General features: G+C 68.8%; 24 protein-coding genes. 6 read left to right on the top strand and 18 right to left on the bottom strand.

Annotated elements, in window-relative coordinates:
- Position 1 precedes the first annotated feature (1 nt).
- From L324_RS27580 to L324_RS27570, 3 genes are read right to left on the bottom strand one after another with little or no spacing between them, the layout of a single operon-like run.
- Positions 2–796, bottom strand: a complete 795-nt coding sequence (locus L324_RS27580) for an ABC transporter ATP-binding protein (RefSeq protein ID WP_037314861.1) — start codon at positions 794–796, stop codon at positions 2–4.
- A complete protein-coding gene (locus tag L324_RS27575; RefSeq protein ID WP_037314859.1) occupies positions 793–1851 on the bottom strand; it encodes a FecCD family ABC transporter permease in 1059 nt (352 codons plus the stop codon). The genes L324_RS27580 and L324_RS27575 overlap by 4 nt, the downstream gene beginning before the upstream one ends.
- Positions 1848–2855 carry a FecCD family ABC transporter permease gene (locus tag L324_RS27570; RefSeq protein ID WP_051174126.1) on the bottom strand — a complete coding sequence of 336 codons (1008 nt, stop codon included), beginning with the start codon at positions 2853–2855 and terminating at the stop codon, positions 1848–1850. Before L324_RS27570 ends, L324_RS27575 begins: the two co-directional genes overlap by 4 nt.
- A gap of 53 nt (positions 2856–2908) precedes the next feature.
- On the opposite strand from L324_RS27570, the gene L324_RS27565 reads away from it, so the two are divergent.
- Positions 2909–3892, top strand: coding sequence for an ABC transporter substrate-binding protein (locus L324_RS27565; protein ID WP_173426406.1), 984 nt, complete (start codon positions 2909–2911; stop codon positions 3890–3892).
- A 24-nt stretch (positions 3893–3916) separates the two neighbouring features.
- On the opposite strand, the gene L324_RS27560 is transcribed toward L324_RS27565, so the two are convergent.
- The 5 genes from L324_RS27560 to guaB form a co-directional block, all read right to left on the bottom strand.
- A complete protein-coding gene (locus tag L324_RS27560; RefSeq protein ID WP_037314854.1) occupies positions 3917–4639 on the bottom strand; it encodes a maleylpyruvate isomerase N-terminal domain-containing protein in 723 nt (240 codons plus the stop codon).
- A gap of 9 nt (positions 4640–4648) precedes the next feature.
- The gene (locus tag L324_RS27555) at positions 4649–6355 is read right to left on the bottom strand and encodes a GMC oxidoreductase (RefSeq protein ID WP_037314851.1); all 1707 of its coding nucleotides are present in this window, start codon (positions 6353–6355) and stop codon (positions 4649–4651) included.
- Positions 6356–6696: 341 nt separating this feature from the next.
- The gene (locus tag L324_RS27550; protein ID WP_037314848.1) at positions 6697–7830 is read right to left on the bottom strand and encodes a GuaB3 family IMP dehydrogenase-related protein; all 1134 of its coding nucleotides are present in this window, start codon (positions 7828–7830) and stop codon (positions 6697–6699) included.
- Positions 7831–8002: 172 nt separating this feature from the next.
- The gene (locus tag L324_RS27545) at positions 8003–8461 is read right to left on the bottom strand and encodes a DUF3574 domain-containing protein (RefSeq protein ID WP_037314845.1); all 459 of its coding nucleotides are present in this window, start codon (positions 8459–8461) and stop codon (positions 8003–8005) included.
- 81 nt (positions 8462–8542) lie between these two features.
- A complete protein-coding gene (gene guaB / locus L324_RS27540) occupies positions 8543–10054 on the bottom strand; it encodes an IMP dehydrogenase (RefSeq protein ID WP_037314842.1) in 1512 nt (503 codons plus the stop codon).
- Between the two features lie 135 nt (positions 10055–10189).
- On the opposite strand from guaB, the gene L324_RS27535 reads away from it, so the two are divergent.
- Positions 10190–10576, top strand: a complete 387-nt coding sequence (locus L324_RS27535; RefSeq protein WP_037314839.1) for a DUF5319 domain-containing protein — start codon at positions 10190–10192, stop codon at positions 10574–10576.
- A 114-nt stretch (positions 10577–10690) separates the two neighbouring features.
- Here the strand turns inward: L324_RS27535 and L324_RS27530 are convergent, their stop codons facing one another.
- From L324_RS27530 to L324_RS27510, 5 genes are all read right to left on the bottom strand, one after another.
- Positions 10691–11635: an anti-sigma-D factor RsdA gene (locus tag L324_RS27530; RefSeq protein WP_037314836.1), complete on the bottom strand. Its 945-nt coding sequence runs from the start codon at positions 11633–11635 to the stop codon at positions 10691–10693.
- Entirely contained in the window at positions 11636–12208 is a 573-nt protein-coding gene (locus L324_RS27525; protein ID WP_037314832.1) for a sigma-70 family RNA polymerase sigma factor, read from the bottom strand. It lies immediately after the preceding gene.
- 387 nt (positions 12209–12595) lie between these two features.
- On the bottom strand, positions 12596–13192 hold the full coding sequence (locus tag L324_RS27520) for a response regulator transcription factor (RefSeq protein WP_003073605.1): 597 nt from the start codon (positions 13190–13192) through the stop codon (positions 12596–12598).
- 130 nt (positions 13193–13322) lie between these two features.
- The gene (locus tag L324_RS27515; RefSeq protein WP_037314825.1) at positions 13323–14171 is read right to left on the bottom strand and encodes a hypothetical protein; all 849 of its coding nucleotides are present in this window, start codon (positions 14169–14171) and stop codon (positions 13323–13325) included.
- A 9-nt stretch (positions 14172–14180) separates the two neighbouring features.
- Positions 14181–15095 (bottom strand): MerR family transcriptional regulator, encoded by a 915-nt coding sequence (locus L324_RS27510; protein ID WP_173426409.1) that lies wholly within the window; start codon positions 15093–15095, stop codon positions 14181–14183.
- Positions 15096–15325: 230 nt separating this feature from the next.
- Here L324_RS27510 and L324_RS27505 point away from each other — a divergent pair, with 230 nt between their 5' ends.
- Entirely contained in the window at positions 15326–15646 is a 321-nt protein-coding gene (locus tag L324_RS27505) for a WhiB family transcriptional regulator (protein ID WP_081736491.1), read from the top strand.
- 282 nt (positions 15647–15928) lie between these two features.
- Here the strand turns inward: L324_RS27505 and groL are convergent, their stop codons facing one another.
- From groL to L324_RS27490, 3 genes are all read right to left on the bottom strand, one after another.
- On the bottom strand, positions 15929–17542 hold the full coding sequence (gene groL / locus L324_RS27500) for a chaperonin GroEL (protein WP_037314820.1): 1614 nt from the start codon (positions 17540–17542) through the stop codon (positions 15929–15931).
- Between the two features lie 100 nt (positions 17543–17642).
- Positions 17643–17936 (bottom strand): co-chaperone GroES, encoded by a 294-nt coding sequence (gene groES, locus L324_RS27495; protein ID WP_009072407.1) that lies wholly within the window; start codon positions 17934–17936, stop codon positions 17643–17645.
- A 334-nt stretch (positions 17937–18270) separates the two neighbouring features.
- Positions 18271–18933: an HAD family hydrolase gene (locus L324_RS27490; protein WP_037314817.1), complete on the bottom strand. Its 663-nt coding sequence runs from the start codon at positions 18931–18933 to the stop codon at positions 18271–18273.
- A 141-nt stretch (positions 18934–19074) separates the two neighbouring features.
- Here L324_RS27490 and L324_RS27485 point away from each other — a divergent pair, with 141 nt between their 5' ends.
- Positions 19075–20976 (top strand): N-acetylmuramoyl-L-alanine amidase, encoded by a 1902-nt coding sequence (locus L324_RS27485; RefSeq protein ID WP_037314814.1) that lies wholly within the window; start codon positions 19075–19077, stop codon positions 20974–20976.
- A gap of 63 nt (positions 20977–21039) precedes the next feature.
- Here L324_RS27485 and L324_RS27480 read toward each other — a convergent pair whose 3' ends face one another.
- Together L324_RS27480 and xrtP are read right to left on the bottom strand one after the other, a co-directional pair.
- Positions 21040–22428: an XrtP-associated glycosyltransferase gene (locus L324_RS27480; RefSeq protein ID WP_037314811.1), complete on the bottom strand. Its 1389-nt coding sequence runs from the start codon at positions 22426–22428 to the stop codon at positions 21040–21042.
- Entirely contained in the window at positions 22428–22931 is a 504-nt protein-coding gene (gene xrtP / locus L324_RS27475) for an exosortase P (RefSeq protein ID WP_037314808.1), read from the bottom strand. The genes L324_RS27480 and xrtP overlap by 1 nt, the downstream gene beginning before the upstream one ends.
- 426 nt (positions 22932–23357) lie before the next feature.
- Between xrtP and L324_RS27470 the strand changes: the two genes are divergently transcribed.
- The gene (locus L324_RS27470; protein ID WP_037314805.1) at positions 23358–24134 is read left to right on the top strand and encodes a choice-of-anchor protein CoaP; all 777 of its coding nucleotides are present in this window, start codon (positions 23358–23360) and stop codon (positions 24132–24134) included.
- Between the two features lie 21 nt (positions 24135–24155).
- A complete protein-coding gene (locus tag L324_RS27465; RefSeq protein WP_037314803.1) occupies positions 24156–24335 on the top strand; it encodes an LAXTG motif-containing small protein in 180 nt (59 codons plus the stop codon).
- Positions 24336–24391: the final 56 nt, after the last annotated feature.

Genomic DNA, 24391 nt, shown 5'->3' with positions numbered 1-24391 from the left:
TCTACCCCCGAAGGTGGGCGCTCACGGGTACGACCAGCGGCGTACCGGACACCGGATCCGACATGACCTTCGCCGACAAACCGAAGATCTCGTCGAGGAGCGGCTCGGTGAGGACCTCCGCGGGCGGGCCCTGCGCGACGATCCGGCCGTCGCGCATGGCGACCAGCGTGTCCGCGTACCTGGCGGCGAGATTCAGGTCGTGCAGCACCATCACCACCGTGGTCCCGCGTTCCTCGTGCAGCCGGTACACCAGATCCAGCACGTCGATCTGGTGCGCGAGGTCGAGGTAGGTGATGGGCTCGTCGAGCAGGAGCAGCCCGGTCTCCTGGGCCAGCGTCATCGAGATCCACGCCCGCTGCCGCTGACCACCGGAAAGCTGGTCGACGACCCGGCCGGCGTGCTCCTCCATCCCGGTCAGCCGCAGGGCCCGCTCGATCGCCTCGTCGTCGGAGGAGGACCACTGCCGGTACCAGCTCTGATGCGGATGCCGTCCCCGCCGGACCAGGTCGGACACGGTCAGCCCTTCCGGCGCGGACGGCGTTTGCGGCAGCAGGCCGATGATCTTGGCGACCTCACGGGTCGGCAGTTTGTCGATCCGCTCCCCGTCGAGCAGGACAGCGCCCTGACGTGGTTTGAGCAACCTCGCCAGCGCGCGCAGCAGCGTCGATTTGCCGCAGCCGTTGGGCCCGATGATCGCGGTGACCGTCCCGTCGAGGACGTCGAGGTCGAGCCCGGTCACGACGGGTGTTTCGCCGTAACCGAGTTCCAGTTCCCGGGCACGCAGTCTCGCGTTCACGCGCGCTCCTCCTTACGGCTGCGGACGAACAGGAAGATCAGGTAGGGGGCGCCGAGGATCGCCGTCAGCACGCCGACCGGGAGTCCGGACAGGCCCGGCGTCACCCGGACGACGAAGTCCGCGCCCACGGTCAGCAGCGCGCCGAGGACCATCGAGCCGACCAGCGGCGGCTGTGCCGAGCGGACGAGCCTGAGCGCGATCTGCGGGGTGGCCAGCGCGACGAAGGTGATCGGCCCGGCGGCCGCGGTGGCGACGGCGGCCAGCGCCGCGGCGAGCAGCAGCAGGGTCCCTCGGGCGGCGTCGACCCGGATGCCGAGGCCGCGCGCGGTGTCGTCGCCGAACTGCAGCCCGCCGATGGTGTGCCCGGCGATCAGCGTGACCGGCGCGAGCACGGCCAGCGTGAGCAGGACCGGGCCGACCGACTCCCAGCCGACGTCGGCGAGGCTGCCCACGATCCACGTCGTCGCCCGCGCCGCGTTGTCGACGTCGCCGACGGTCAGCAGCCAGTACACGAGGTTGTAGCCGACGGCCGACAGCGCGATGCCGATCAGGACGAGCCGGTAGCCGTCGATCCCGCGCCGCCAGGAAAGGGCGTACAGCAGGATCCCCGCGATCACGCCGCCCGCCAGTCCGGCGAGCGGTACGCCCAGCGTGCTCGCCAGGCCGCTGACCTGGCCGCCCGCGCCACCGGCGACGATCACGCCGACCGCGCCGACGCCCGCGCCCCAGGTGATGCCGAGGATGTCCGGGCTGGCCAGCGGGTTCCTGGCGATGGTCTGGAACAGCGCACCGGACAGCCCGAGTGCCGCGCCGACGCCGATCCCGGTCAGCGTGCGCGGCATCCGGAGATCGAAGATGATCCCGCGTTCCCGCGCGGTGCCGCCGCCGAACAGGGTCTTCAGGACGTCGGCGAGACCGATGTGGGAGGTGCCGATGCCGATGTTCAGCGCGGCGACCAGCACCAGCGCGATCGCCGCGAGGGTCACGACGGCGAGCGTCCTCGGCCGGACCGTCCAGGCCGCCCGGCCCGCCGTGATCACCTTGGGAGCCGTCATATCCGTGCCAAGCCCTTCTTGCGGACCAAGTGGACGAACACCGGCACGCCAAGGACGGCGAGCATGATGCCGACCTCCAGGCTGTCCGAGGCGACGACGCGGCCGAGCAGATCCGCGGCCAGCAGCAGGATCGCGCCGAGCACCGCCGAAAACGGCACCAGCCAGCGGTAGTCGGGGCCGCTGATCGCCCGCGCGAAATGCGGGACCAGCAGGCCGAGGAACGCGATCGGCCCGCAGGCGGCGACGGCGGCGCCGGTCAGCAGCGTGATGGCGACGACTCCGAGCAGCCGCGTCCGCCCGACCCGCCGCCCGAGCGCCACCGCGACGTCGTCGCCGAGCGCCAGCGTGTTCATCCCCGGCGTGTTGATGACCGCGAGGAGCAGGCCCGCCGCCACGAACGGCGCGATCTGGCCGATCATCGCGGGGTCACGGCCGGCGATCGAGCCGACGTGCCAGAAACGGTAGGTCTCCATCCCGCGGTCGTCGCCGAGCACGATGGCGGAGATGACGCCGTTGAGCAGGGCGCTCACCGCGGCACCGGCCAGCGCGAGCGTCACCGGGGTCGCGCCGCGGCCGCCGACCGCGCCGAGCAGGAACACCACGGCGCTCGCGACGAGGGCGCCCGCGAAGCCGAACCAGATGAACGTGTACAGGTCGTCGATGCCGAACACGACGACGGCGAGCACGACCGCGAACGCCGCGCCCTGGGTGACGCCGAGCAGGCCGGGGTCGGCCAGCGGGTTGCGGGTGTGGCCCTGCATGAGTGCTCCGGCGGCGCCGAGTGCGAGCCCGGCCAGCACGCCGAGCAGCGTGCGCGGCACCCGCAAGGAGCGGACGATCAGGTGATCCGGCGCGGCCGTGGGATGGAACAGCGCGTCCCAAACGACACCGAGGGGAATCGATCGCGCACCGAGGGCGATGCTGGCGACGCAGATCACAGCCAGAAGCGCGACGAGCAGGACTCCCGCTGTCGCCTTCCCAACACGAACTTCCACTGTGGACATCCGCCATCCTATGCTCCGGTTAGGAAAGCCTAACCGCACAGAAAGAGTCACCCATGACCCCACCCCGGCGCGCAGTCCTCACCCTCGCCGTGACCGCTTGCCTGGCCCTCTCCGCATGCGGTGGCGGAGAACAGGAAGCCGCCTCCACCGGCACCGGCCAAAGTGGATTCCCGCGCACCATCGAGCACGTGATGGGGTCGACCACGATCGACAAGCAGCCCACCACGGTCGCGGCGCTCGACTCCAGCTACGTCGACGCGACGCTGGCGCTCGAAACGAAGGTCGTGGCGTACACCAAGTACCGCAACTACGACAAGCTTCCCGACTACCTGGGCGACGACCGCAAATACGCCGAAGGCGCCAAGGAGATCGGCGCGCTCGAAAGCCCGGACATCGAGAAGTTGTACGACATCAAACCGGACCTGATCGTGTCCGCGAAGGTGCGCCACGAGAAGTTCTACGGCGAGTTCAGCAAGGTCGCGCCGACGGTGTTCAGCCAGACCACCGGCGCCACCTGGAAGGACAACATCCGGATGCTCGGCAAGGCCCTGGGCAAGGAAGCCTTGGCGGAGCAGAAGATCAAGTCCTATGAGGACCGCGCGCACAAGGTCGGTGACGCGATCAAGGCGAAGCTCGGCAAGCCCGCAGCCGTGTCCGTCGTCCGCTTCGTCGAAGGTGAACCCACGGTGCGGCTCTACAGCAGCGCGTCGTTCCCCGGGACGGTGATGGCCGACGCCGGCCTCCAGCGGCCCGCCGGCCAGCCGGACAACAAGGCGAAGATCTCCAACGACCTGAGCCAGGAGGAGATCGGGAAGCTCGACGCCGAAGCGATCTTCGTCGCCAGCTACGCCGACGAGAGCAAGCAGGCCGAGAGCCCCAAGGCGAAGTTCCAGTCGAACCCGCTTTGGGGAACCCTCAAGGGAAAGGTGATCGACGTCAACGACACCACCTGGTTCACGTCGGTGAGCCTGCAGGGTGCGAACGCCATGCTGGACGACATCGCCAAGCTGTTCGGCGTGGAGTCGTTCCGCGGCTGATCCGATCCACTTTGGACGGTGTCGTCACAGCCAGTTCGGGAGCGACGGCGCGACACCGTCCAAAGTGGATCCATCGCTGCGGCCGGTGATCCAGGCCAGGACGTCACCCGGGGAGCCGGTCACCTTGACCGGCTCTCCGGTGCCCATCCGCCACTCGTGCCGGGTCCCGTCGGCGCCGACGGCGACCAGCAGGACGGCGGGCAGCTCGCCGCCGTACATGCCGATGGCGTTGCCGACGACGATCTCGAAGTCGTCACCGAGCAGTTCGGCGACCCGGGCGAAGTCGTAGCCGAGATCGAGGTCGGCCAGATGGATCGCGGTCTCCGAGAGCCGGAGCCAGAGCACGAACTCGGCCGGGATCTCGCGCCCCTGCCGGGCGCGCACGCGGACCGGCCACGCGTCGTCCGGCACCGTCGACGCGAACTCGACGAACCGCGCCGCGGATGCGACGACGTCTTCGGCGATCTCCTCCGCGGACCGGTACGCGCCCTTCTCGATGTCGTCGTCTCTTGCCGCCTCACCGGCGTACATCGGGGTCTCGACCCCTGATTTCGCCCAGCTGAGGAGGTTGACCAGGCCGTCGGCGTTGCGCGCGAGGTGGGACAGGAGATGCGCCCGCGTCCAGCCGGGCAGCGCGCTGGGAGCGTGCACCGCCTCCTCGTCGATCTCGCGTACCACCCGCGCCCATTCGTCGTGCAGGGCGCGGACGCGGTTCAGCAGGACGTGGGCGCGTTCGGCGGCGGTCATTTCCCCAATTTAGCGCCGGAGGGCCGCGGGCGCGTCCGCCGGAACCGAGGGATTCTTCGGCGCGATCGGCTCGATCCGCGTGTACGGCGAGTCCTGCGGCGGCCTGCTGTCCTGTTCGCCCTTGTTGGGCCACAGTGAGAACGCCCGCTCGGCCTGCGCGGTGATGGTGAGCGAGGGGTTCACGCCGAGGTTCGCGGTGATCGCCGAACCATCCACAATGGACAGACCGGGGTAGTTGAAGACCCGGTGGTACGGGTCGATCACGCCGTTGTCCGGTGCCGTGCCGATCGGGGCCCCGCCGATGAAGTGCGCCGTCAGCGGGATGTCGAAGATCTCGCCCCAGGTGCCGCCCGCCATGCCGCCGATGCGTTCGGCGGTGCGGAGGTTGGCCTCGTGGCCGGCGGGGATGAAACTCGGGTTCGGCTCGCCGTGCCCCTGTTTCGAGGTGTACTTACGGCGGCCGAAGAGACCGCGTTTGGTGTACGTGGTGATGGAGTTGTCGAGGCTCTGCATCACCAGCAGGATCACCGTGCGCTCGCTCCAGCGGTAGCCGTTGAGCAGCCGGACCGTCTGGACGGGGTGCTTGACCATGAAGTTCACAGCCTGGCGCCAGCGCGGGACCGCCGAATCGCCTTCGGTGGCGATGGTCTGGAGCAGGCTCATCGCGTTGCTGCCCTTGCCGTAGCGGACGGGCTCGATATGGGTGTTCTCGTCGGGGTGGATCGACGACGTGATCGCGACGCCGCGGCTGAAGTTCCGCTCCTCGTCGACCGAGGTGCGGGCGGCGCCGATGATGGCCTCGGAGTTGGTGCGGGTCAGCTCGCCGAGGCGCGGTGAGAGCTTCGGCAGCTTGGCGGTGTCGCGCATGCTGTGGAGCAGGTTCTGCGTGCCCCACGTCCCGGCGGCGAGCACCACCTGCGCGGCCGTCAGCTTGTGCCGGAACTTGCGCGAGGTGGTCCCGGTCTTCTTGATGCTCACCTCGTACCCACCTGCGTTTAGCGGGCTAATCGCGCTCGCGGTGGTGAGGGGGATGACCTTCGCGCCGTCCTTCTCCGCGAGGTAGAGATAGTTCTTGACCAGCGTGTTCTTGGCGCCGACGCGGCAGCCGGTCATACAGGCGCCGCATTCGGTGCAGCCGGTGCGCGCCGGGCCGGCGCCGCCGAAGTACGGGTCCTCGGCGCGCTCCCCCGGCTTGCCGAAGAAGACGCCGACGGGTGTCGGGTGATACGACTCCGGCACGCCCATGTCCTCGGCGACGCCCTTCATGACGACGTCCGACGGCGTGACGCTGGGGTTCGTGACGACCCCCAGCATGCGGCTGGCCTGGTCGTAGTGCGGACCGAGTTCGGACTCCCAGTCGGTGATGTGGGACCACTGCGGGTCGACGTAGAACGGCTTCAGCGGGCGGTACAGCGTGTTCGCGTACACCAGCGACCCGCCGCCGACGCCCGCGCCGGCCAGCACCATGACGTCCTTGAGCATGTGGATGCGCTGGATGCCGAAGCAGCCGACCTGGGGCGCCCAGACGTAGCGGCGAAGGTCCCAGGACGTCTTCGCGAACTCGTCGTCGGCGAAACGCCGACCCGCCTCGATGACGGCTACGCGGTAGCCCTTCTCGGTCAGGCGAAGGGCAGCGACACTGCCGCCGAACCCGGAGCCGACGACGATCACGTCGTAGTCGAAGACGTCTTCAGTGGTGGTGTTACTGGCAGTCACACCCTCGACTGTAACCCCGCCCACCCTTCCTGACCAGAGGTAAGTTACCGGCCAGTCACCTTCCACCCGGACGCACGAACGCCCCCGGTCCCCCGAGCCGCGCGACTTTAGCGGGCTAAAGGTGAAACTGACGGGGCTCGTGTGACTGGTGGGGCAGCTGGGGCACTAGCGGGACCTAGGCGCGTTTCGCGGGCTAACCGCGATCCGGCCGCACGAAGAAGAGGGCTGGACGACCACCGCGGTCATCCAGCCCTCTCAGGTCACTTCACTTCGCCGAAGTAGTACGCCCCCGGATCGCCTTTAGCGGGCTAAACGCGATCCGTGGCGGGCGAAGTGGCAGGTCAGCGGCGCACGGTCAGGCCGACCCGCTGGAACTCCTTCAGGTCCGAGTAGCCCGTCTTCGCCATCGCGCGGCGAAGCGCCCCGAAGAGGTTCACGACGCCTTCAGCGTCCGAGGACGGTCCGAAGAGGAGCGTCTTGAGGTCGACGGCGTAGTCCGGCCCCAGCGCGACGCGCGAACGCGGCAGCGACGGGTGCGCGGCGGCCGACGTCCAGTAGAGGCCCTGCCCAGGCGCCTCGGAGGCGGCGGCCAGCGGCGCACCGAGCATGACCGCGTCGGCACCGCAGGCGATGGCCTTGGCGATGTCGCCCGACACGCTCATCCCGCCGTCGGCGAGTACGTGCACGTACCGGCCGCCGGTCTCGTCGAGGTAGTCACGACGCGCGGCCGCGGCGTCGACGATCGCGGTCGCCATCGGCGTCCCGATCCCGAGGACACTGTCGGTGCTCGTCACGCCACGGCTGGCCCCGTGGCCGACGATGACGCCGGCCGCGCCGGTGCGCATCAGGTGCATCGCGGTCCGGTAGTCGCTGACACCGCCCGCGATCACCGGGACGTCGAGCCGTCCGATGAAGTCCTTCAGGTCCAGCGGCTCGGCGTCGCGCTGGACGTGCTCGGCGGAGATGATCGTGCCCTGCACGACCAGGATCTCGACGCCCGCCGCCAGCAGGTCCGGCGTGAGTTCGGCAGCGTGCTGCGGGCTGACCCGCGCCGCGACGGTGACCCCGGATTCGCGGACCGTCTTGATCGCCTCGGTCAGCAGGTCGAGCCGGATCGGGGCGGAGTGCAGCTCCTGCAGCTCCCGCACGATCGCGGTCGGGTCCTCGGTGTCCTCCGCGGCCCGGACGAGCCGGAAGATCGCGTCCTCGACGTTCGGGTGCCGCGCCCAGAGCCCCTCGGCGTTGAGGACGCCCAGCCCGCCGAGCTCGCCGACGGCCACCGCGGTGCCCGGCGACACGATCGCGTCGGTGGGGTGCGTGACCAGCGGCAACTCGAAGCGGTACGCGTCGATCTGCCAGGCGGTGGACACGACCGACGACGACCGGGTGCGCCGCGACGGCACGATCTCCACGTCATCGAGGTCATACGCCCGCCGCGCGGTGCGGCCCATGCCGATCTCGACCAGATCCCGCACGTCAAGTCCCTTCTCACCGACGACCGTTACACCCCATTGTCGCTAGGCCGCGTGGGTGACCTGCGCACGGGGCTCCCGAAGCGGCCCCGAAGTCACACCAGCCCCACGTGCCCCACCTGTTTCACCTTTAGCCCGCTAAAGTCGCTCCGGTGGGGCGGCTGGGGCAGGAGGGTCAGAAGGAGACCTTCTCCACCGAGTCGGTCCGGAGCACGGATTCCTGCGAGAACGCCTCCTTGTAGGCGCTCCGGATCTCCTCGATCTCGCGGTTCGCGTCGCGGTCGCTGAAGGGGTACACGACGATGATCACCCTGGACTTCTCCCGTGTGATCACCCCGTCCGACCCGCGCCACTGGCCGCGACCGGCCAGCTCGGTGAACCCGTCCGGGAACGCTGGGGTGACGACTTTGTCCGAGAACGCCGTGAACTCCGCGTCACTCACCTCACCGCCACCCGGCTTCGTCGCGCCGAAGTACAACTCGGTGCGCTTCCACGGCTCCCCCGGCGACGCCTGGGGTTCGGCAGCGCTGGAAAGAGGCGCGGCCGAAGCCGCCACCCCGCCGCCCAGCCCGAGGATCGCGGCGGCGAACACGGCCACCACGGTGCGCCGCGAAACGGTCAGCGAAGAAGACATCCGATTCCTCCCAGGAGACTTGATCGGCGGACCAAGTCTCCTGGGAACGGAACCGGCTGCGTAAGTGTCCGGAAGGGCGGACTACCGGGTGGTGTAGTTGGGTGCCTCGACGGTCATCGTGATGTCGTGCGGGTGGCTCTCCTTGAGCCCGGCCGCCGTGATCCGCACCAGCTGCGCCTCCTGCAGCTCGGGGATCGTCGACGCGCCCGCGTAGCCCATCCCCGACCGCAGGCCGCCCACCAGCTGGTGGACGACGTTCGCGAGCGGCCCACGGAACGGGATACGCCCTTCGATGCCTTCCGGGACCAGCTTGTCCTCGCTCAGCACGTCGTCCTGCGCGTAGCGGTCCTTCGAGTAGGACTTCGCCTGTCCACGCGACTGCATGGCACCCAGCGAGCCCATCCCGCGATAGGTCTTGAACTGCTTGCCGTTGACCAGGATCAGGTCGCCGGGCGATTCGGCGGTGCCCGCGAGCAGGCTGCCGAGCATCACGGTGGACGCGCCCGCGGCGAGCGCCTTCGCGATGTCACCCGAGTACTGGATGCCGCCGTCGCCGATCACCGGGATGCCCGCCGGGCGGGCCGCCTGGTCGGCCTCGTAGATCGCGGAGATCTGGGGCACACCGACCCCGGCGACGATGCGGGTGGTGCAGATGGAGCCCGGGCCGACACCGACCTTGATCCCGTCGGCGCCCGCCTCCACCAGCGCCTGCGCACCGGCCCGGGTCGCCACGTTGCCGCCCACGATGTCGACGGTGTCGCCCAGTTCCTTCTTCAGCAGCGCGACCGTTTCCACGACGGCGCGGGAGTGCCCGTGCGCGGTGTCGACCATCAGTACGTCGACCCCGGCGTCGGCCAGCGCCATCGCACGCTTGTGCCCGTCCGGCCCGACACCGACGGCGGCACCGACGATCAGCCTGCCGTTGGTGTCCTTGGTGGCGTTCGGGTACTGCTCGGTCTTGACGAAGTCCTTGACCGTGATCAGGCCGCGGAGCTTGCCCGCGCCGTCGACGATCGGCAGCTTCTCGATCTTGTGACGGCGCAGCAGCCCCAGCGCGGCCTCCGCGGTGACTCCGACCTGCGCGGTGACCAGCGGCAGCTTCGTCATCACCTCGTGCACGGCACGGGTGTGGTCGACCTCGAACCGCATGTCGCGGTTGGTGATGATGCCCACGAGCGTGCCGGCGGCGTCCGTCACCGGCACGCCGGAGATCCGGAACCGGGCGCACAGCGCGTCGACCTCGGCGAGGGTGTCCTCCGGCGAACAAGTGACCGGATCGGTCACCATGCCCGCCTCGGAGCGCTTCACGACCTCGACGGCGGACGCCTGGTCGTCGATCGGCAGGTTGCGCTGCAGCACGCCCATCCCGCCCTGGCGCGCCATCGCGATCGCCATCCGGCCTTCGGTGACCGTGTCCATGGCGGCGGAGACCAGCGGGATGTTGAGGGTGACGTTGCGGGAGAGCCGGGTGCGGGTGCTGACCGCACTGGGCACCACGTCGGACTCGGCCGGCAGCAGCAGCACGTCGTCGAAGGTCAGCCCGAGCATGGCGAACTTGCTCGGGACGGGGGCGGTGACGCTGTCGCTGGTCATAGCAGGCGAACGGCCTTCCTAGCGGTGACTAATGGGGGCCGCCGTGGCTGGTGGCATCACGGCGAGGGCCTGCCCCTCATGATATCCGGGCCGGGCGGCCGCCCGGCCCGGGTGGGCGCCCGGTAGCGTGCAGGCGTGCCGCATGATGCGTTGCCCCCAGACCCGTTCGCGGATGACCCGGAGGACCCGGCCCGCGCGTTCATCGACGACGCCGACCGGCTGGACGAGCCGATCAGCGACGAGGAACGCACCGAGCTGCTGGCCGACCTCTCCGATCTCGCTGTCTACCAGGCGCTTCTCGAACCACGCGGAGTACGCGGGATCGTGGTCGACTGCGGAGAATGCGACGAACCGCACTACCACGACTGGCATCTGCTGCGCGCCAGTCTCGAGCAGCTGCTCGCCGACGGCCGGATGCGGCCGCACGAGCCCGCGTTCGATCCGAACCCCGGTGACTACGTGAGCTGGGACTACTGCCGCGGCTTCGCGGACGGTGTCACGGCCAACGAAAGCGCCTACTGAGCGCCTTTAGCGGGCTAAACGCGTCGCGTTTAGCCCGCTAAAGGCGATCTGAGCCACACGCGAAAGGGCCTGGTGAGGGTGTTCTCACCAGGCCCTTTCGGCGTTCTCGGGGTCCTACGTGGTCTCGACGACGCCGGGCGCCTGCGCTCCGGCACCCGGGGTCGGCTCGTTGCGCGAGCCGCCGGGATCGTTACCCGAGGCCGGCTGCGTCGTCGACGTGGTGGGCGGCGGTGGCTCACTCGACGAGGTCGGCGGAGTGGGCGTGGGTGTCGTGGTGCCCGGCAGACTCGTGCCGGGAGTGCCGCCTCCGGGCAGCGACGTCGGCGAACCGGTCGGCTGCGGAGTGGGCGGCGGGGTGGTCGCCACCGGAGTCTGCGTAGGAGACTGCTGATCCGGAGGCAACGTCGGCTGCGTGGGGTTCTGCAGCTGCGCGCTCAGCTGGCGGTGCTGCTCGAGCAGCTGATCGCGATTCTCTTCGTCGGTCACCTGGCTCAGCGCGGCCTGTGCCTCGTCGAGCGCCTTGCGCGCGTCGTCGAGGCGCCCACCGGCGAGCGCGAGGTTGGCCTTCTCCAGATCGAGTTTGGCCGCGGCGGCGGCCTCGACCGACCGGGCGTGGTCGGCGTAAAGCACCTTGGTCAGGCCCCAGAGCGTGTCACCAGGCTGCGCGTCCTTCGCGGCGAGACCGGTACCGGCGAAGGCGATGGCCAGGACGGCCGCGGCGGCGGCCACCGGGACCAGCAGCCGGCGTCTTCCCCCGTGTTTACGGGCGAGCGCGGCTGTCTTCACGGTGGTGACGGCGGTATCGACGTCCACCAGTTCCGCCAGCGGCTCACTGTCTATGTCGCGCCGCCAAGCCAGCAGCAGCGCGTTGAGTTCCTGATCGCCGAGGTCGTCGGCCATTTTCGGGTCCGAGCCACCGAGAGCGTCGAGCAGCGCGTCGTCGGCCTGCACGGCCGACAGATCAGCGGCGAACTCGGCCTCGGAGGACGTCAGCCCTCTTTCGAAAGCCGTCAGTTCACGATCGGTCCCGGGGGAGAACCGATGGTCGCGATCGGTCACTCAGATCACCTCCTCAGCGGCCAGAACCTTACGTAGGCGCGCGAGGGCGCGATGCTGGGCCACCCGGACGGCGCCGGGGGTGGACCCCACGGCTTCGGCCGTTTCTTCGGCGGACAATCCCACTACGACACGCAGAACCACGATCTCACGCTGTTTATCGGGAAGGACGCGCAGCAGCTGCGACATGCGCTCGTTCAACTCGCCTTGGAGGGCGCGCTGCTCAGGACCGACGCCGCCCTCGATCTCGTCGGGGACTTCGGCGACCGGTTCGGCACGGTTGCGGGCCGCGGCGCGATGCGCGTCGGCCACCTTGTGCTGGGCGATCCCGTAGACGAAGGCCAGGAACGGGCGGCCCTGATCACGGTACGAAGGCAATGCCGTGAGCACCGCGAGACACACCTCCTGAGCAACGTCGTCTGCGGAAGCGAACGAACGCTCCTGCCTGCCAACCCGAGCGCGGCAGTACCGCACTACCAAAGGACGGATGGCCGCCAGCAACCGCTCGACCGCTTGAGGATCACCCTCAACAGCAGCGGCGACCGGCTCATCCAGTCCGTCCCCCACATTGGCCATCGCAGACAACAGTCCCAGTGTTACGTATAGGCGTGCAAAGAGTCCGGCGTGTGACTTCGGAGACCACTACCGGTGACAGCTACCGTACCGCCCCGGGCCCGCCGCCTTCGCTGACGGCCGCCACCGGCGCGCCGCCCATCCGGCGAGCGCGCTGAAAACCGGGGTCTACTTCCTGGTTCCCTTCGCTCGTAGTCGAACCTTCAACGAGCCGGAACACAGTGGGGTACGACGGTCCGCCCGGAGGCGGACGCGCTCGGGCCAGAGTGCCCGAGCAGTGAACATAAAAGTGCGAAGCGTGACAGGGAACACAGGTACGGGCCAGGGGCATGCCCCCGGCCCGTTGTCACCCGTTGCCGCTGTCACACCAGCGAAATCAGGAAAGCGTTGTCAGGAAACGAGTCCACGACGGAATCCGTGGGCGACAGCCTGAGCGCGATCCCGCACGCCGAGCTTGCGGAACAAGCGCCGCGCATGGGTCTTCACGGTGTCTTCGGACAGGTACAGCTCGCGGCCGATCTGTCCATTGCTCTTGCCCTGGCTCATCCCACGGAGCACCTGAAGCTCGCGCTCGGTGAGCTGGACGCCAGGGTCGGACGGTTGGCGCGGCGCCGGCACCGAGGTGCTGGCGAGCGTATGCGCCAGTGCGGCGACCAGCTCGGGACGCGAGGCGTCCCAGCGCAGGTAGCCGCGCGCTCCGCCGGCGATGGCGGCGGCGATGCTGCCGGCGTCGTCCGGGGCGCCGAACACGATCACGTTCGCTTGGGGGTTCGCCGAGACGAGCCGCCTGGTGGCTTCGACGCCAGTCGGGACAGCGCGCTGGGTACCGACCAGCACGACGTCGACCGGCTGACGGGAGTACCGGGCCAGCAGCTCGTCACCGTGCGCTACGCAGTCGATGCGACTGACCCCTGGGACCGCGGACATCACTCGAGTGAGCCCTTCGCGGACACTGCGTCGGTCGTCGCAGATCAAGACCGTCGTCACGGGGTTTCCTTCCTGCAGCCGGGTGACATTCCACTTCCCCTATCGGACGCTTTAGCCCGAACCTTGACACGATCCGGTGGCTTTTTTTGAAAGTTCTTAGCCCGGTTGCCGGAATGGGCCCTCCAACAGGCTAGACGCCCCCGGCGGGAACCCACGGGGATTCCCGGGCGAGCCGCCTCCCGCAAGGATCTGCGCGCCGTAACACTGCGTGCAACAGTTCGGCACTTCTGAATCGATACTCATCGGCGTGTCCCGTCGCCAAGTCGGCCTCGACCAGGCATGCCACCCATAAAAGTGAATTGAATTCGTATTTCTCGGCGGTTTCCCGAGCACTCCTGACCAGCGTCTTCGCGCGCTCCCGCTCAGTGGAACTCCCATTCACCAACGCCACACCGAGTACGAGCTGTGATTTGACGACATGTCGGCAGGCGCCCTGGGCCCGCGCCGTTTCGAGCGCCATTTCCGCAGGTGTGATCGCCGCCTCGGAAATGTTACTCGCCAGTTCGATTTCCGCGGCCACCCAACCGGCCCTGGTCCGGCTCCGCCAGTTGCCGGTGTGCGCCTCCGCGCGGGCCACCAGCCGCCGGGCGGCGGCCAGTCTGCCGCGCCCGAGGTTGTCGGCCGCCAGACCGAGCAGCGCGTCCGCACGGGCCCCCTCCGCGTCCAGGCCATCGGGGTCGGGTTCATCTCGCGGCTCCCCGATCACCAGCGCGAGCGCCTCACCGTCGAGGACGAGTGCCGCCGCGTGCCCGCCGAGCTGGCGTCGATGCGACGCCAGCGTGCTCGCCGCCAGCGACGCGAGCACCGGCTCCTTGCTCGCCCGCAAACCGGTCAGCAGGGTGGCCGCCACCGCGTACCGGCCGCGGGCGCCGAGCCCGATCGCGGCGAGCAGCCGTCCGCGAGGCGACGCGGGCACCCCGAAGGGCGACGGCGGCAGCACGCCGTCGCCGAACGCGGCGGACCGCAAGGACGCTTCCATCCGTCCTTTCTAGCGCCTCGCACCGACAAGAACATGCTCGATCCGGTCGGCGGCCGTCGTCAGCTCACCGAGTAGTTCGATCTTGTCCGGGAGCACCGCCGGATCCCAGCCGGGACCGCAGGCGAAGAGCCTGCTGCGCTGGCGGCCGCGGGACACCCTGGCGAACAGGCGCGGATCCGCTGTCGCGTTCCGCCCCGACCACAGCACCACCGCGGCCGGGACGCTGCGGCGGACGGTCACCGCCAGCACCTCGGCGGGCAGCGAGGTGCCGAACAGCTGGGCCCCGATCCGGCGGCCGGCGAGCGCGGCGGCGAGCGCGTACATCGGCAGGTTGTCGCGTTCGTCCGGCACGCAGGCCAGCAGGACCGGCCGCTGGTTGCGCGGCTCGCGGAGCACCGGCGTCGCGCGGATGAGGGCGGCGTACACACATTCGGCGAGCAGGTACTCGACTTCGGCACCGGCGCTGACTCCGCGCCAGCGTGCGCCGAGGGCGGTCAGGACCGGCGACAGGACGCCTGTCCAGGCGGGCAGGACGCCGAGTTCGCGGATCGTGTCGGCGAGCATCCGCTGGACCGCGCCGAAGTCCATCGCGAGCGCGGCCGTGCTCAAGCGCCTGGCGAGCCGGGACGGGACGTCGTGATCCTCCGCGGGCGGCGCGGTGGCCTGTTCCTCCACTCGGACCAAGGGGGTTTCCGGGTTCTCCGGCGCTGTCCGGGGCATCTGCTCGAGCGCGTACTTCGCCGCTTCGGCCGTCGAGGCACCGCGGAGCAACGCGCGCTGCATCAGTTCGAGGCGGCCGATGTCGGAGCTGCCGTAGCGGCGGTGGCGGCCGTTGGTGTGCCGGCTCGGTCCCACGCCGTATCTGCGGTCCCAGGTTCGCAGGGTGGACGGTGCGACCCCGAGCCGGCGAGCGACCGAGGCCACCGGCAGGGTGGGTTCTTCACTGCTGATCCGAGATCCCACTCGACCCAATATCCAGGCAGGGCGAGGGCGGGGCAACCGGAACGGAAAGTGCCGCTCACACATCCGGGGGATGCCTAACGGCTGAATCGTCTTGAATCTCTTGAACAAGTATTGGCGCGCTTCTAACGTTACGGCCGTTGCACCGAATGGAGTATCCGCAGCGCAGCAGAGCAGGTAAACGCTTCGACCGGATGACGGAGGCGGTCAGGATGGCGGACACACGCAGGCTCCCGGGGCCCAACGCCGATGTATGGGATTGGCAACTCGAAGGGTCGTGCCGAGGCATGGACAGCGCGTCCTTCTTTCACCCTGACGGCGAGCGCGGGCCGGCGAGAGCCCGCCGCGAGGCGAGGGCCAAAGCCGTGTGCCTGGCTTGCCCGGTGTTGGCCATGTGCCGGACCCACGCGCTCGCCGTGCACGAGCCGTACGGGATCTGGGGCGGGCTGTCGGAGTCGGAACGCGAGCACATCATCAAGGCGGACAAGCGCACATTGAGCATGTCGAACGGCTGATCCGGCCGAGTCGGCGACGCGGAAGGGCGGCATCCGGGTGGGGTGCCGCCCTTCCGCGTGTCCGAGCCCGTGCGCGTCGCGGTTAGCCCGCGAAAGTCGCTCCCGCCGCCGCCCCACGCTCCCCCGGGACCGGATCACGGTTAGCCCGCGAAAGTCGCTCCCCTCGCCCCGGGACCCAGATCGCGGTTAGCCCGCGAAACGCGACCTGGAGGGGCCCAAGCACAAGAAAGCGGGGCGGTACTCCGAGTGGAGTACCGCCCCGCTTCGGGTGGAACGGTGGAGCTAGTGCGCGTGGCCGTGACCGGCCGCGGCGGGCTCCTCGTCGGCCGGCTTCTCGACGATGGAGCTCTCCGTCGTGAGCACGAGCCGGGCGATGGAGGCGGCGTTCGCCACCGCGGACCGGGTCACCTTGACCGGGTCGACGATGCCGGCGGCCAGCAGGTCGGTCAGCTCGCCGGTGGCGGCGTTGAAACCGTGCCCCCAGCTCTGCTCCTGGACCTTGTTCACGATGACCGCACCCTCGTGGCCCGCGTTGGTCGCGATCCAGAACAGCGGGGCGGACAGCGCGTCGCGGACGATGCGGACACCGGTCGCTTCGTCGCCTTCAAGGCCGAGGCCACCCTCGAGCTCCTTGACGGCGTGGACCAGAGCCGAGCCACCGCCGGGCAGGATGCCCTCTTCGACGGCCGCCTTGGTCGAAGCCACGGCGTCCTCGATGCGGTGCTTGCGCTCGTTCAGCTCGGTCTCGGTGGCCGCGCCGACCTTGATCACGGCGACACCGCCGCCGAGCTTCGCCAGCCGCTCCTGCAGCTTCTCGCGGTCCCAGTCGGAGTCGGTGTTCTCGATCTCCTTGCGGATCTGCGAAATGCGCCCGGCGATGTCGTCCTTGGTGCCGGCACCGTCGACGAGCGTGGTGTCGTCCTTGGTGACGACGATCCGGCGGGCGTTGCCCAGCTGGGCGAGCGTGGTCTCGGACAGCTTGTGCCCGATCTCGGCCGAGATGACCTCACCGCCCGTGATGACCGCGAGGTCGTCCAGGAACGCCTTGCGGCGGTCGCCGAAGAACGGCGCCTTGACCGCGACGGCGGTGATCGTCTTGCGCAGCGAGTTCACCACGAGGGTCGACAGCGCCTCGCCGTCGACGTCCTCGGCGATGATCAGCAGCGGCTTCTTGGCCTCGACGACCTTCTCCAGCACCGGGAGCAGGTCGGCGAGTGCCGAGATCTTCTCGCGGACCAGGAGGATGTAGGCGTCCTCGAGGATCGCCTTCTGCTCCTCCGGGTTGGTCGCGAAGTGCGCCGACAGGAAACCCTTGTCGAACTGCACACCCTCGGTGATCACGAGCTCGGTCGCCAGCGTGGACGACTCCTCGATCGTGATGACGCCGTCTTCGCCGACGCGCTCGACGGCCTCGCCGAGCAGGGCGCCGATGGCCGCGTCACGCGAGGTGACGGTGCCGACCTGGGCGATGTTGTCGCGGCCCTTGACCGGGGTCGCCTTCTCCTTGAGGACCGCGATGACCTTCTCCGCGGCGGCCTCGATGCCGCGGCCGATGGCCGTCGGGTTGGCACCGGCGGCGACGTTGCGCAGGCCGACCTTCACCAGCGACTGGGCGAGCACGGTCGCCGTCGTGGTGCCGTCACCGGCGACATCGTTGGTCTTGGTGGCGACACTCTTGGCGAGCTGCGCGCCGAGGTTCTCGAACGGGTCGTCGAGCTCGATCTCACGAGCGACGGTGACGCCGTCGAGGGTGATGGTCGGGCCACCGAACTTCTTGTCGAGCACGACGTGGCGACCGCGCGGGCCGAGGGTGACCTTGACCGCGTCGGCGAGCTTGTTCACCCCGCGCTCGAGCGCGCGACGAGCGTCCTCGTCGAAACTGATCTGCTTGGGCATGGCGTGTTCCGCTTACCTTCCAGTTCTAAAGCTCGGAAAACACGAACGCCCCGTTCCCCGGCAATGCGGGGCCCGGGGCGTCATGCGCTGAGAGCGGACGTCAGTTGATGACGGCCAGCACGTCGCGGGCGGAGAGGATCAAGTAGTCCTCACCGTTGTACTTCACTTCGGTGCCGCCGTACTTGGAGTAGATGACGACGTCGCCGACAGCCACGTCCAGCGGAACGCGGTTGCCCTTGTCGTCGATGCGGCCCGGGCCCACGGCCAGAACCTTGCCCTCCTGGGGCTTCTCCTTGGCGGTGTCGGGGATGACGAGGCCGGAAGCGGTCGTCTCCTCGGCCTCACTCGTCTGGACAACGATCTTGTCCTCGAGCGGCTTGATGTTCACGCTCACCGGGTTGACCTCCACGGTCGTCGAAAGCGTTGGCAGGATGTATTACGGCTCCTACCACCCCCGCCGTCGCGGGTGCCGGGGCGTGTTCGGGCCGTGCAATTAGCACTCTAGCCATGTGAGTGCCAGCTTCGCAAGGAGGGTCCGCTCACGCTGCGAAAATGATCTTCCCGAGCGCCTGACCGGCCGTTTTGTTCCGGGGAGGACCAGGCCGCTGCTGAGCGGTGCGACGTTGGGGTGGTCGATCCCGATGGCCTTCCGCGCCACCGGGCGCCTGCCGCCGGATCGCGGTTAGCCCGCGAAACGCAAGTGGGCGGCCTGGGCACCCAGGTCGCGGTTAGCCCGCGAAACGCAAGTGCGCGAGGGAGCCGACCAGGGCATCAGGGGCGAGAGCGGCGAGGGTCTTGCGCTTCGCCGATGTCGTCGCGAGAGCGACCGAAGCGACTCCCGCAGCGCGAGCGGCCAGGACGTCCGCGGCGGAGTCGCCGACCATCACGCATCGGGCGGGCGAGGTCCCGAGAGCTCTCACGGCGGCATCGAGGAGGGCCGGACGCGGCTTCAGGTGTGCGGGGTCGCCGGTGATCCGCGCGCTGATCCGGCGGACGTGCGAGGCGAGGTCGTGCAGCGTGAGAAAGGACCGGATCGAATCGGTGGAGTTGTTGCTGACGATCGTCACCGTGAACCCCTGCGCGACCCACTCGTCCAGCACCTCCGCGATGCCGGGAGCGGGTGAGATCGACGAGACGGCCTCGTTCTCCAGCCGGGCGAGCTGCCGCTCGACGACATGCGCGGCGTTCGGACCGCATGACGCCGCGTACCGGAGCACGTCGAACGGATCGACCGCGGCGCTCACCTCGTCCGGCAGGTCCGGCCCGACGAGTTTCTTGAGCCTGTCGGCCACCTCGCTCGCTGCCAGTTCGGCGAACACGTCGCACACCGGACCGTCGAAGTCGAGGAAGACATGGTCCTTCTCCTGCAGAAGCTCCTTCACCCCAGCCATCCCCCCACCATGCCACCGACTTGCGTTCAGCCCCCTAATCGCGATCCGGAGGGACCTTACGGAAGAGACGGGTTTCTGGTTAGGTTCCGACCATTGGGGTCGGTCCTGTACAGCAGACCTAGTCACTGGGGGTTTACGCCCATGCCGCGTCCCTTCCATTCCATTGCGCTCGAACCGCGCCGGCGCCGGCCCAAACGGACAGCCGGACTCGCGGTCCTCACCCTCGCCGCCGGACTCCTCGCCGCCGTCCCCGCCGAAGCCGCCCCCGCGGATCAGCAGCGTCAGCGGGACTTCGCGGCCGCCGCGCAGGAGTTCGGCGTCCCCGAGAGCGTCCTGCTCGGCGTCTCCTTCTTGGAGTCACGCTGGGACTTCAACGCCGGCACCCCGAGCACGTCCGCCGGCTACGGCCCGATGCACCTGACCGACCTGCGCGAGGCGGGCACCGGCACGCATCACGACGAAGGCGAGGAGGATCCGCGCGGCGACGACGCCCGCCAGGCGAAACTCCCGGCGACGCCGGCGCCGAAGCCGCCCCCACCGGGCCTGCAGACGATCGACGAGGCGTCCGCGCTCATCGGCCAGGACGTCGCGACGCTGCGCACGAACACCACGCAGAACATCCGCGGTGGCGCCGCCCTGCTGGCGAAGTACCAGCGCGAAACCGGCGGCAAGGACTGGTACGACGCCGTCGCGCGCTACAGCGGCGCGAAGGACACGGCGGGAGCGCGCTCCTTCGCCGACGAAGTCTTCGACACCATCGCCAAGGGCGTCAGCCGCAAGACCGACGACGGTCAGACCGTCACTCTCGCCGCGACGCCGGTGAGCCCGGCCCGCGAGCAGGTTGACACCTCGAAGACGGAGTGCCCGAAGAAGGTCTCGTGCCTTTCGGTCCCGGCGCCATACCAGGAGTTGCCGAACAACGACTACGGCAACCACGACAAGGCGGACCGGCCGACGAGCCAAAAGGTCGAATACATCATCATCCACGACACCGAGGGCTACTGGGACACGGCGATGGACCTCGTCCAGGACCCGACCTACGTGAGCTGGCACTACACGATCCGTTCGTCGGACGGCCAGATCGCGCAGCACGTCCCGACCAAGGACGTCGCCTGGCACGCGGGCAACTGGTACGTCAACGCGAAGTCCGTCGGCATCGAACATGAGGGCTTCGCCGCGAAGGGCACTTGGTACACGGAGGCGATGTACCGCACCTCCGCGAAGCTCGTCGGCTACCTCGCGCGGAAGTACGACATCCCGCTCGACCGCGCGCACATCCTCGGCCACGACAACGTCCCGGGCACGATCCCCTCGACCATCAAGGGCATGCACTGGGATCCGGGCCCGTACTGGGACTGGGCGCACTACTTCGACCTGATGGGCGCTCCGCTGTCCGGTTTCGGCCGTCCGGGTTCGCCGCTGGTGACCATCACGCCGGACTTCGCCACGAACCAGCCCGCGTTCACGGGCTGCGAGACCGCCGGGAAGCCTTGTCCGGCAAGGGGTTCCGGATCTGTCGTGCTGCGCAGCGAGCCGAACGAGTCGGCACCGCTACTGAAGGACATCGGGCTGCGCCCGGACGGTTCGGCCAGCACGATGGCCGTTTCCGACATCGGCAGCCGGGCGGAGACCGGCCAGCGGTACGTGGTCGCCGAACAGCGTGACGGCTGGACGGCGATCTGGTACCTCGGGCAGAAGGGCTGGTTCCGCGACCAGCGCACGACGAGCCCGGCGTTCGGCCTGGTCGTCACGCCGAAGCCCGGTCTGGCGACCGTGCCGGTGTTCGGACGCGCGTATCCCGAGGCGGAGGCCTACCCGGCGAACGTGCCGGTGCAGCAGGTCGTCCCGCTGCCGTACACGTTCTCGGCGGGGCAGCGGTACTCGCTCGGCAACGTCCTCGGTTCCGAGTACTACTGGGCGACGACGTTCGACCCGGCGAACCACGTGGTCGTCAAGGGCAAGACGCGGTATGTCCAGATCCAGTTCGGACACCGGATCGCCTTCGTGAAGGCGGACGACGTCCGGATCCTGCCCGCCTTCTGACCCTCCTCCCGGTCCCGCCCGCATCGCGTTTAGCCCGCTAAAGGCGATCTGGGCGGGGCTGGGTCAGGAGTCCAGTGCGACCTTGACCCCGGGAGCGTGCTCCGTGTTCCGCCGCGTCTTCGACCAGCCGTTCCGCCCGCGTACCAGGCGGAACAGCGCCCGCCACGACGTGATGTAGAACGTGTAGATGTACAGCGCGTAAGCGAAGCCCATCCCGAGCCCGCGCAGGAGATTGCGGCTCTTCAGGCATTTGAACTGATAGATCGGGCCCCACACGATGAACGGCAGAAGCCCGAACGAACCATAGATCGCGAACAGGATCCACGCGCCGTCGTCGGCGAACCACGTCCACACCTGCGCCGGATCCCCCGCCGTGGTGAACAGCAGCAGGATGAACGGGATCGGGTACAGCAGCGAGCCGAGCAGCTGCATCCACGGCTGCGCGAGGTAGTACATCATCTCCGCCGCGCCCAGCGTGCTCACATGCGGCGAGTCCCAGATCCGCCGCAGATACCGCGAACACTGCATCGTGCCCTGGCCCCAGCGCGTGCGCTGCACCAGGAATCGCCGCAGACTGTAGAGCCCTTCCTGCTTCACGTGGGAATCCGGCGTGTAGCCGGTCCGCCAGCCCGCGGTCAGCAGGTGGACGCCGAGTTCGAAATCCTCCAGCAGCGAACCGCGCCACGGCTGCTCGTCGTCGCCCGCGATCGAGTCCAATGCGGACAGTCGCGTGAACTGACCGTTGCCGCCCATGGAGATCGTGCCGGTGAACCCGCGTGAGGTCTGGATCGCCGCGATGGCCGTACGGAACTCGAGGTCCTGCATCTGCGCGAGCTTCAGCCCGAATGCGCGCGAAAACCAGTTCCTGCCCGGCGGACGGCTGGCGGCGTTGCCCATCCAGACGTCGAGTTGCACCGCGCCGATCGTCTCGTCGCCGAAGAGATGGTCCGCGGCGCACACGTCGAGGCAGTTCTCCGCCGGACGGCCGTCCGCGTCGACGACCACGACGACCACGTCGTCACGGCTCGCGTCCGGGCCCATCCAGTCGTTGAGCGCCTGGTACGCGGCGTTGAGGGCGTCACCCTTGCCCGTCCTCGCCTCCGGACGGCGCCGGGGAACGAGGTGCAGGTACGGGTCGAAACCGCCGTTACGCCGCCAGATCGAGCGCACCACCCTGGCGGTGCGGTCCTCGGAGTCGTCGTCGACGACCCAGACATGCGCGTGCCGGAACGTCGAACGCAGGTAGCGCACCGTCTCACGGATGACGGTCTGCTCGTCCCGGCACGGAACGAAGAAGTGCCAGGTGAAGTCGGCGGCGTCACCGACGGGCGCGGGTTTGCGCCGCAGGTACGGCACGACGATCACGACCACGTACACGATGAACGCGACACTCATGGTGAGCGCGAACGCCTGGGTGATCGCGAGCAGGATCTTGACCGAGCCGCCGCCCATCAGACGGCCTCGCGCTCGGCCCGGGACTTCCGGGTGCTCAGCCACACGAACAGCACGAGGGCGATCGCGCCGCCGAGGACGCTCACCATCGAACCCAGCAAAGTGTGACCCCAGTAATAACCTTCGTCGATACCCAGCATCTGCACGAGCCCGACGATCGCCAAAACCCTCATCTGATTGACAAGAATGACCACGATCGCGGAGATCGCCAACGAAGAGAAGAGTCTCTTCGCATTTCTCGGACGGAAATACAACATGACGGCCGTCACCAACAAAAGCGGTAGCAACATGAATGCCGACGAGCATTCCGGCGTCATTCTCAACCCGAGTGGAGTATCGCTCGACAACCCAAAGTAGACAGTCTCGCGTTCACCGGCGACGAAGACACCCGATGTGGTGATAACCCTCAGTATCAGGCCCGCGAGCTGCACCTCGAAAACCCGGTACAGCCGTTCGGCCAGCACCAGGCCCGCCGCGACGGCGACCACCGCCAGCACCGCCATACGCAGCGGAAACCGGCTGGAACTCGGCAAAGGAGCGCTCGCAACGGCCACGGTGACCCTCTCAGGAAAGACGCAGCAGACGATGGATTCGGCGAAGCGGACAGGGACCTCGCCGACGAGAGTAAGTCAGCGGGAACCATGCCTTTCGACCGGGGTTGACATTTCCAACATGATCAAGGGGCCTTTCGGCACGATCGTGGAGAAACTGACTAGGCCGAACGAGTGATGTTCTCGGTGACCTGCGGGAAATGTCCACAAGACCACCTGATCTAGTGATCCTCGCAGTTTTCTGTGCAATTTAAGAAACACTCGCCGATAGACGATCCGCGAGCCGAGTCAGGCCAGCTGAGGATTCGTCCGCAACGGTCGTGCCCATGCGCCGACCGCAGATGAGAGAACACCCCACGAATCAATTCGGAGGACCAGTTGAAGAACACGCACCTCTTGCGACGAGGCGGACTGCTCGCCGCTGTGGTGGCGAGCGTGGCTCTCGCCGGTGCGGTGCCCGCCTCGGCGGCCCCCGGTGACGGCTCCGCGTATGGCGTCAAGGTCGATGTGAAGCTCCTCGGCCTCGACGCGGTGAAGGCCGGGCCGCTCGCCGAAGCGAGGACCTCCGGGCCGACCACCAACAGCCTCGCGAAGGCCAACCTCACCGGTGTGCTCACCGCGGGCGCGATCAACACCGAAGCCAAGCGTGACGACAACTCCGGCGCCGTGACGGCCAAGGCCAGCACCGCCGATGTCGGCTTGCCGCTGCTCAAGGGCGCCCTCGGCGATGTCGGCGTCAAGGTCGTCGAAGCCACTTGCACCGCGACACAGAAGGGTGTGCAGGGCGCGACGACCCTGGTCGGCGCGAACCTCGGCAGCGCGGGCGCGGTCGACTCGACCCCGGCACCGAACACCCAGGTGAAGGTCGGTCTCGGCAACGTCAACGTCGCGACGATCATCCTGAACGAACAGATCAAGAACAACGACGGCAGCCTGACCGTCAACGCGATCCACGTGAAGTTGCTGGGCCAGGCGCTCAACCCGCTCGGCTCCGGCGACGTGATCGTCTCGTCGGCCACCTGTGGTCCGGCCGGTCTGCCGGTGCCGCTGGCTTCCGGCACGGGACTGTGGATCGGTCTCGGCCTGCTCGGTGCCATCGCCGTTCCGGTCGGTATCCGCGTCGCCCGCAAGCGGCGTCCGGCGACCACCGCCTGACCAGGGTGAAGTGAGGTCGAGATGTACAAGTTGCCTGGCGCCGGAGTCGGCGTCGCCGGTGGCGGGGTGGGTGCCCTCGCCGCCACCGGGGCCGATGTCGGCTGGTGGCTGGCGGTCGGGGTGATCCTGCTGGTTCTCGGAACCATCGCGGTCGTCGCCGGCTACCGCCGCACGAAACGGCTCGGCAAGGTGGGGGGCTGACGCTCCCCGGAAGAACGGCCGCCGGCGTGGGCCCCTCGCACGCCGGCGGCCGTCAC

Origin of the sequence: Amycolatopsis orientalis DSM 40040 = KCTC 9412, assembly GCF_000478275.1 — a bacterium.
GTDB classification, from domain to species: Bacteria; Actinomycetota; Actinomycetes; order Mycobacteriales; family Pseudonocardiaceae; genus Amycolatopsis; species Amycolatopsis orientalis.
The sequence above is the reverse complement of the archived record's forward strand: the minus strand, read 5'-3'. Positions and strand labels throughout refer to the sequence as shown.

Excerpts from the sequence above, each read along its gene's own strand:
- L324_RS27575 (WP_037314859.1), bottom strand. The coding sequence starts at position 1,851 with ATGACGGCTCCCAAGGTGATCACGGCGGGCCGGGCGGCCTGGACGGTC.
- L324_RS27570 (WP_051174126.1), bottom strand. The coding sequence starts at position 2,855 with ATGTCCACAGTGGAAGTTCGTGTTGGGAAGGCGACAGCGGGAGTCCTG.
- L324_RS27565 (WP_173426406.1), top strand. The coding sequence starts at position 2,909 with ATGACCCCACCCCGGCGCGCAGTCCTCACCCTCGCCGTGACCGCTTGC.
- L324_RS27560 (WP_037314854.1), bottom strand. The coding sequence starts at position 4,639 with ATGACCGCCGCCGAACGCGCCCACGTCCTGCTGAACCGCGTCCGCGCC.
- L324_RS27545 (WP_037314845.1), bottom strand. The coding sequence starts at position 8,461 with ATGTCTTCTTCGCTGACCGTTTCGCGGCGCACCGTGGTGGCCGTGTTC.
- guaB (WP_037314842.1), bottom strand. The coding sequence starts at position 10,054 with ATGACCAGCGACAGCGTCACCGCCCCCGTCCCGAGCAAGTTCGCCATG.
- L324_RS27525 (WP_037314832.1), bottom strand. The coding sequence starts at position 12,208 with ATGGCCAATGTGGGGGACGGACTGGATGAGCCGGTCGCCGCTGCTGTT.
- L324_RS27515 (WP_037314825.1), bottom strand. The coding sequence starts at position 14,171 with ATGGAAGCGTCCTTGCGGTCCGCCGCGTTCGGCGACGGCGTGCTGCCG.
- L324_RS27505 (WP_081736491.1), top strand. The coding sequence starts at position 15,326 with ATGACGGAGGCGGTCAGGATGGCGGACACACGCAGGCTCCCGGGGCCC.
- groL (WP_037314820.1), bottom strand. The coding sequence starts at position 17,542 with ATGCCCAAGCAGATCAGTTTCGACGAGGACGCTCGTCGCGCGCTCGAG.
- L324_RS27490 (WP_037314817.1), bottom strand. The coding sequence starts at position 18,933 with ATGGCTGGGGTGAAGGAGCTTCTGCAGGAGAAGGACCATGTCTTCCTC.
- L324_RS27485 (WP_037314814.1), top strand. The coding sequence starts at position 19,075 with ATGCCGCGTCCCTTCCATTCCATTGCGCTCGAACCGCGCCGGCGCCGG.
- L324_RS27480 (WP_037314811.1), bottom strand. The coding sequence starts at position 22,428 with ATGGGCGGCGGCTCGGTCAAGATCCTGCTCGCGATCACCCAGGCGTTC.
- xrtP (WP_037314808.1), bottom strand. The coding sequence starts at position 22,931 with ATGGCGGTGCTGGCGGTGGTCGCCGTCGCGGCGGGCCTGGTGCTGGCC.
- L324_RS27465 (WP_037314803.1), top strand. The coding sequence starts at position 24,156 with ATGTACAAGTTGCCTGGCGCCGGAGTCGGCGTCGCCGGTGGCGGGGTG.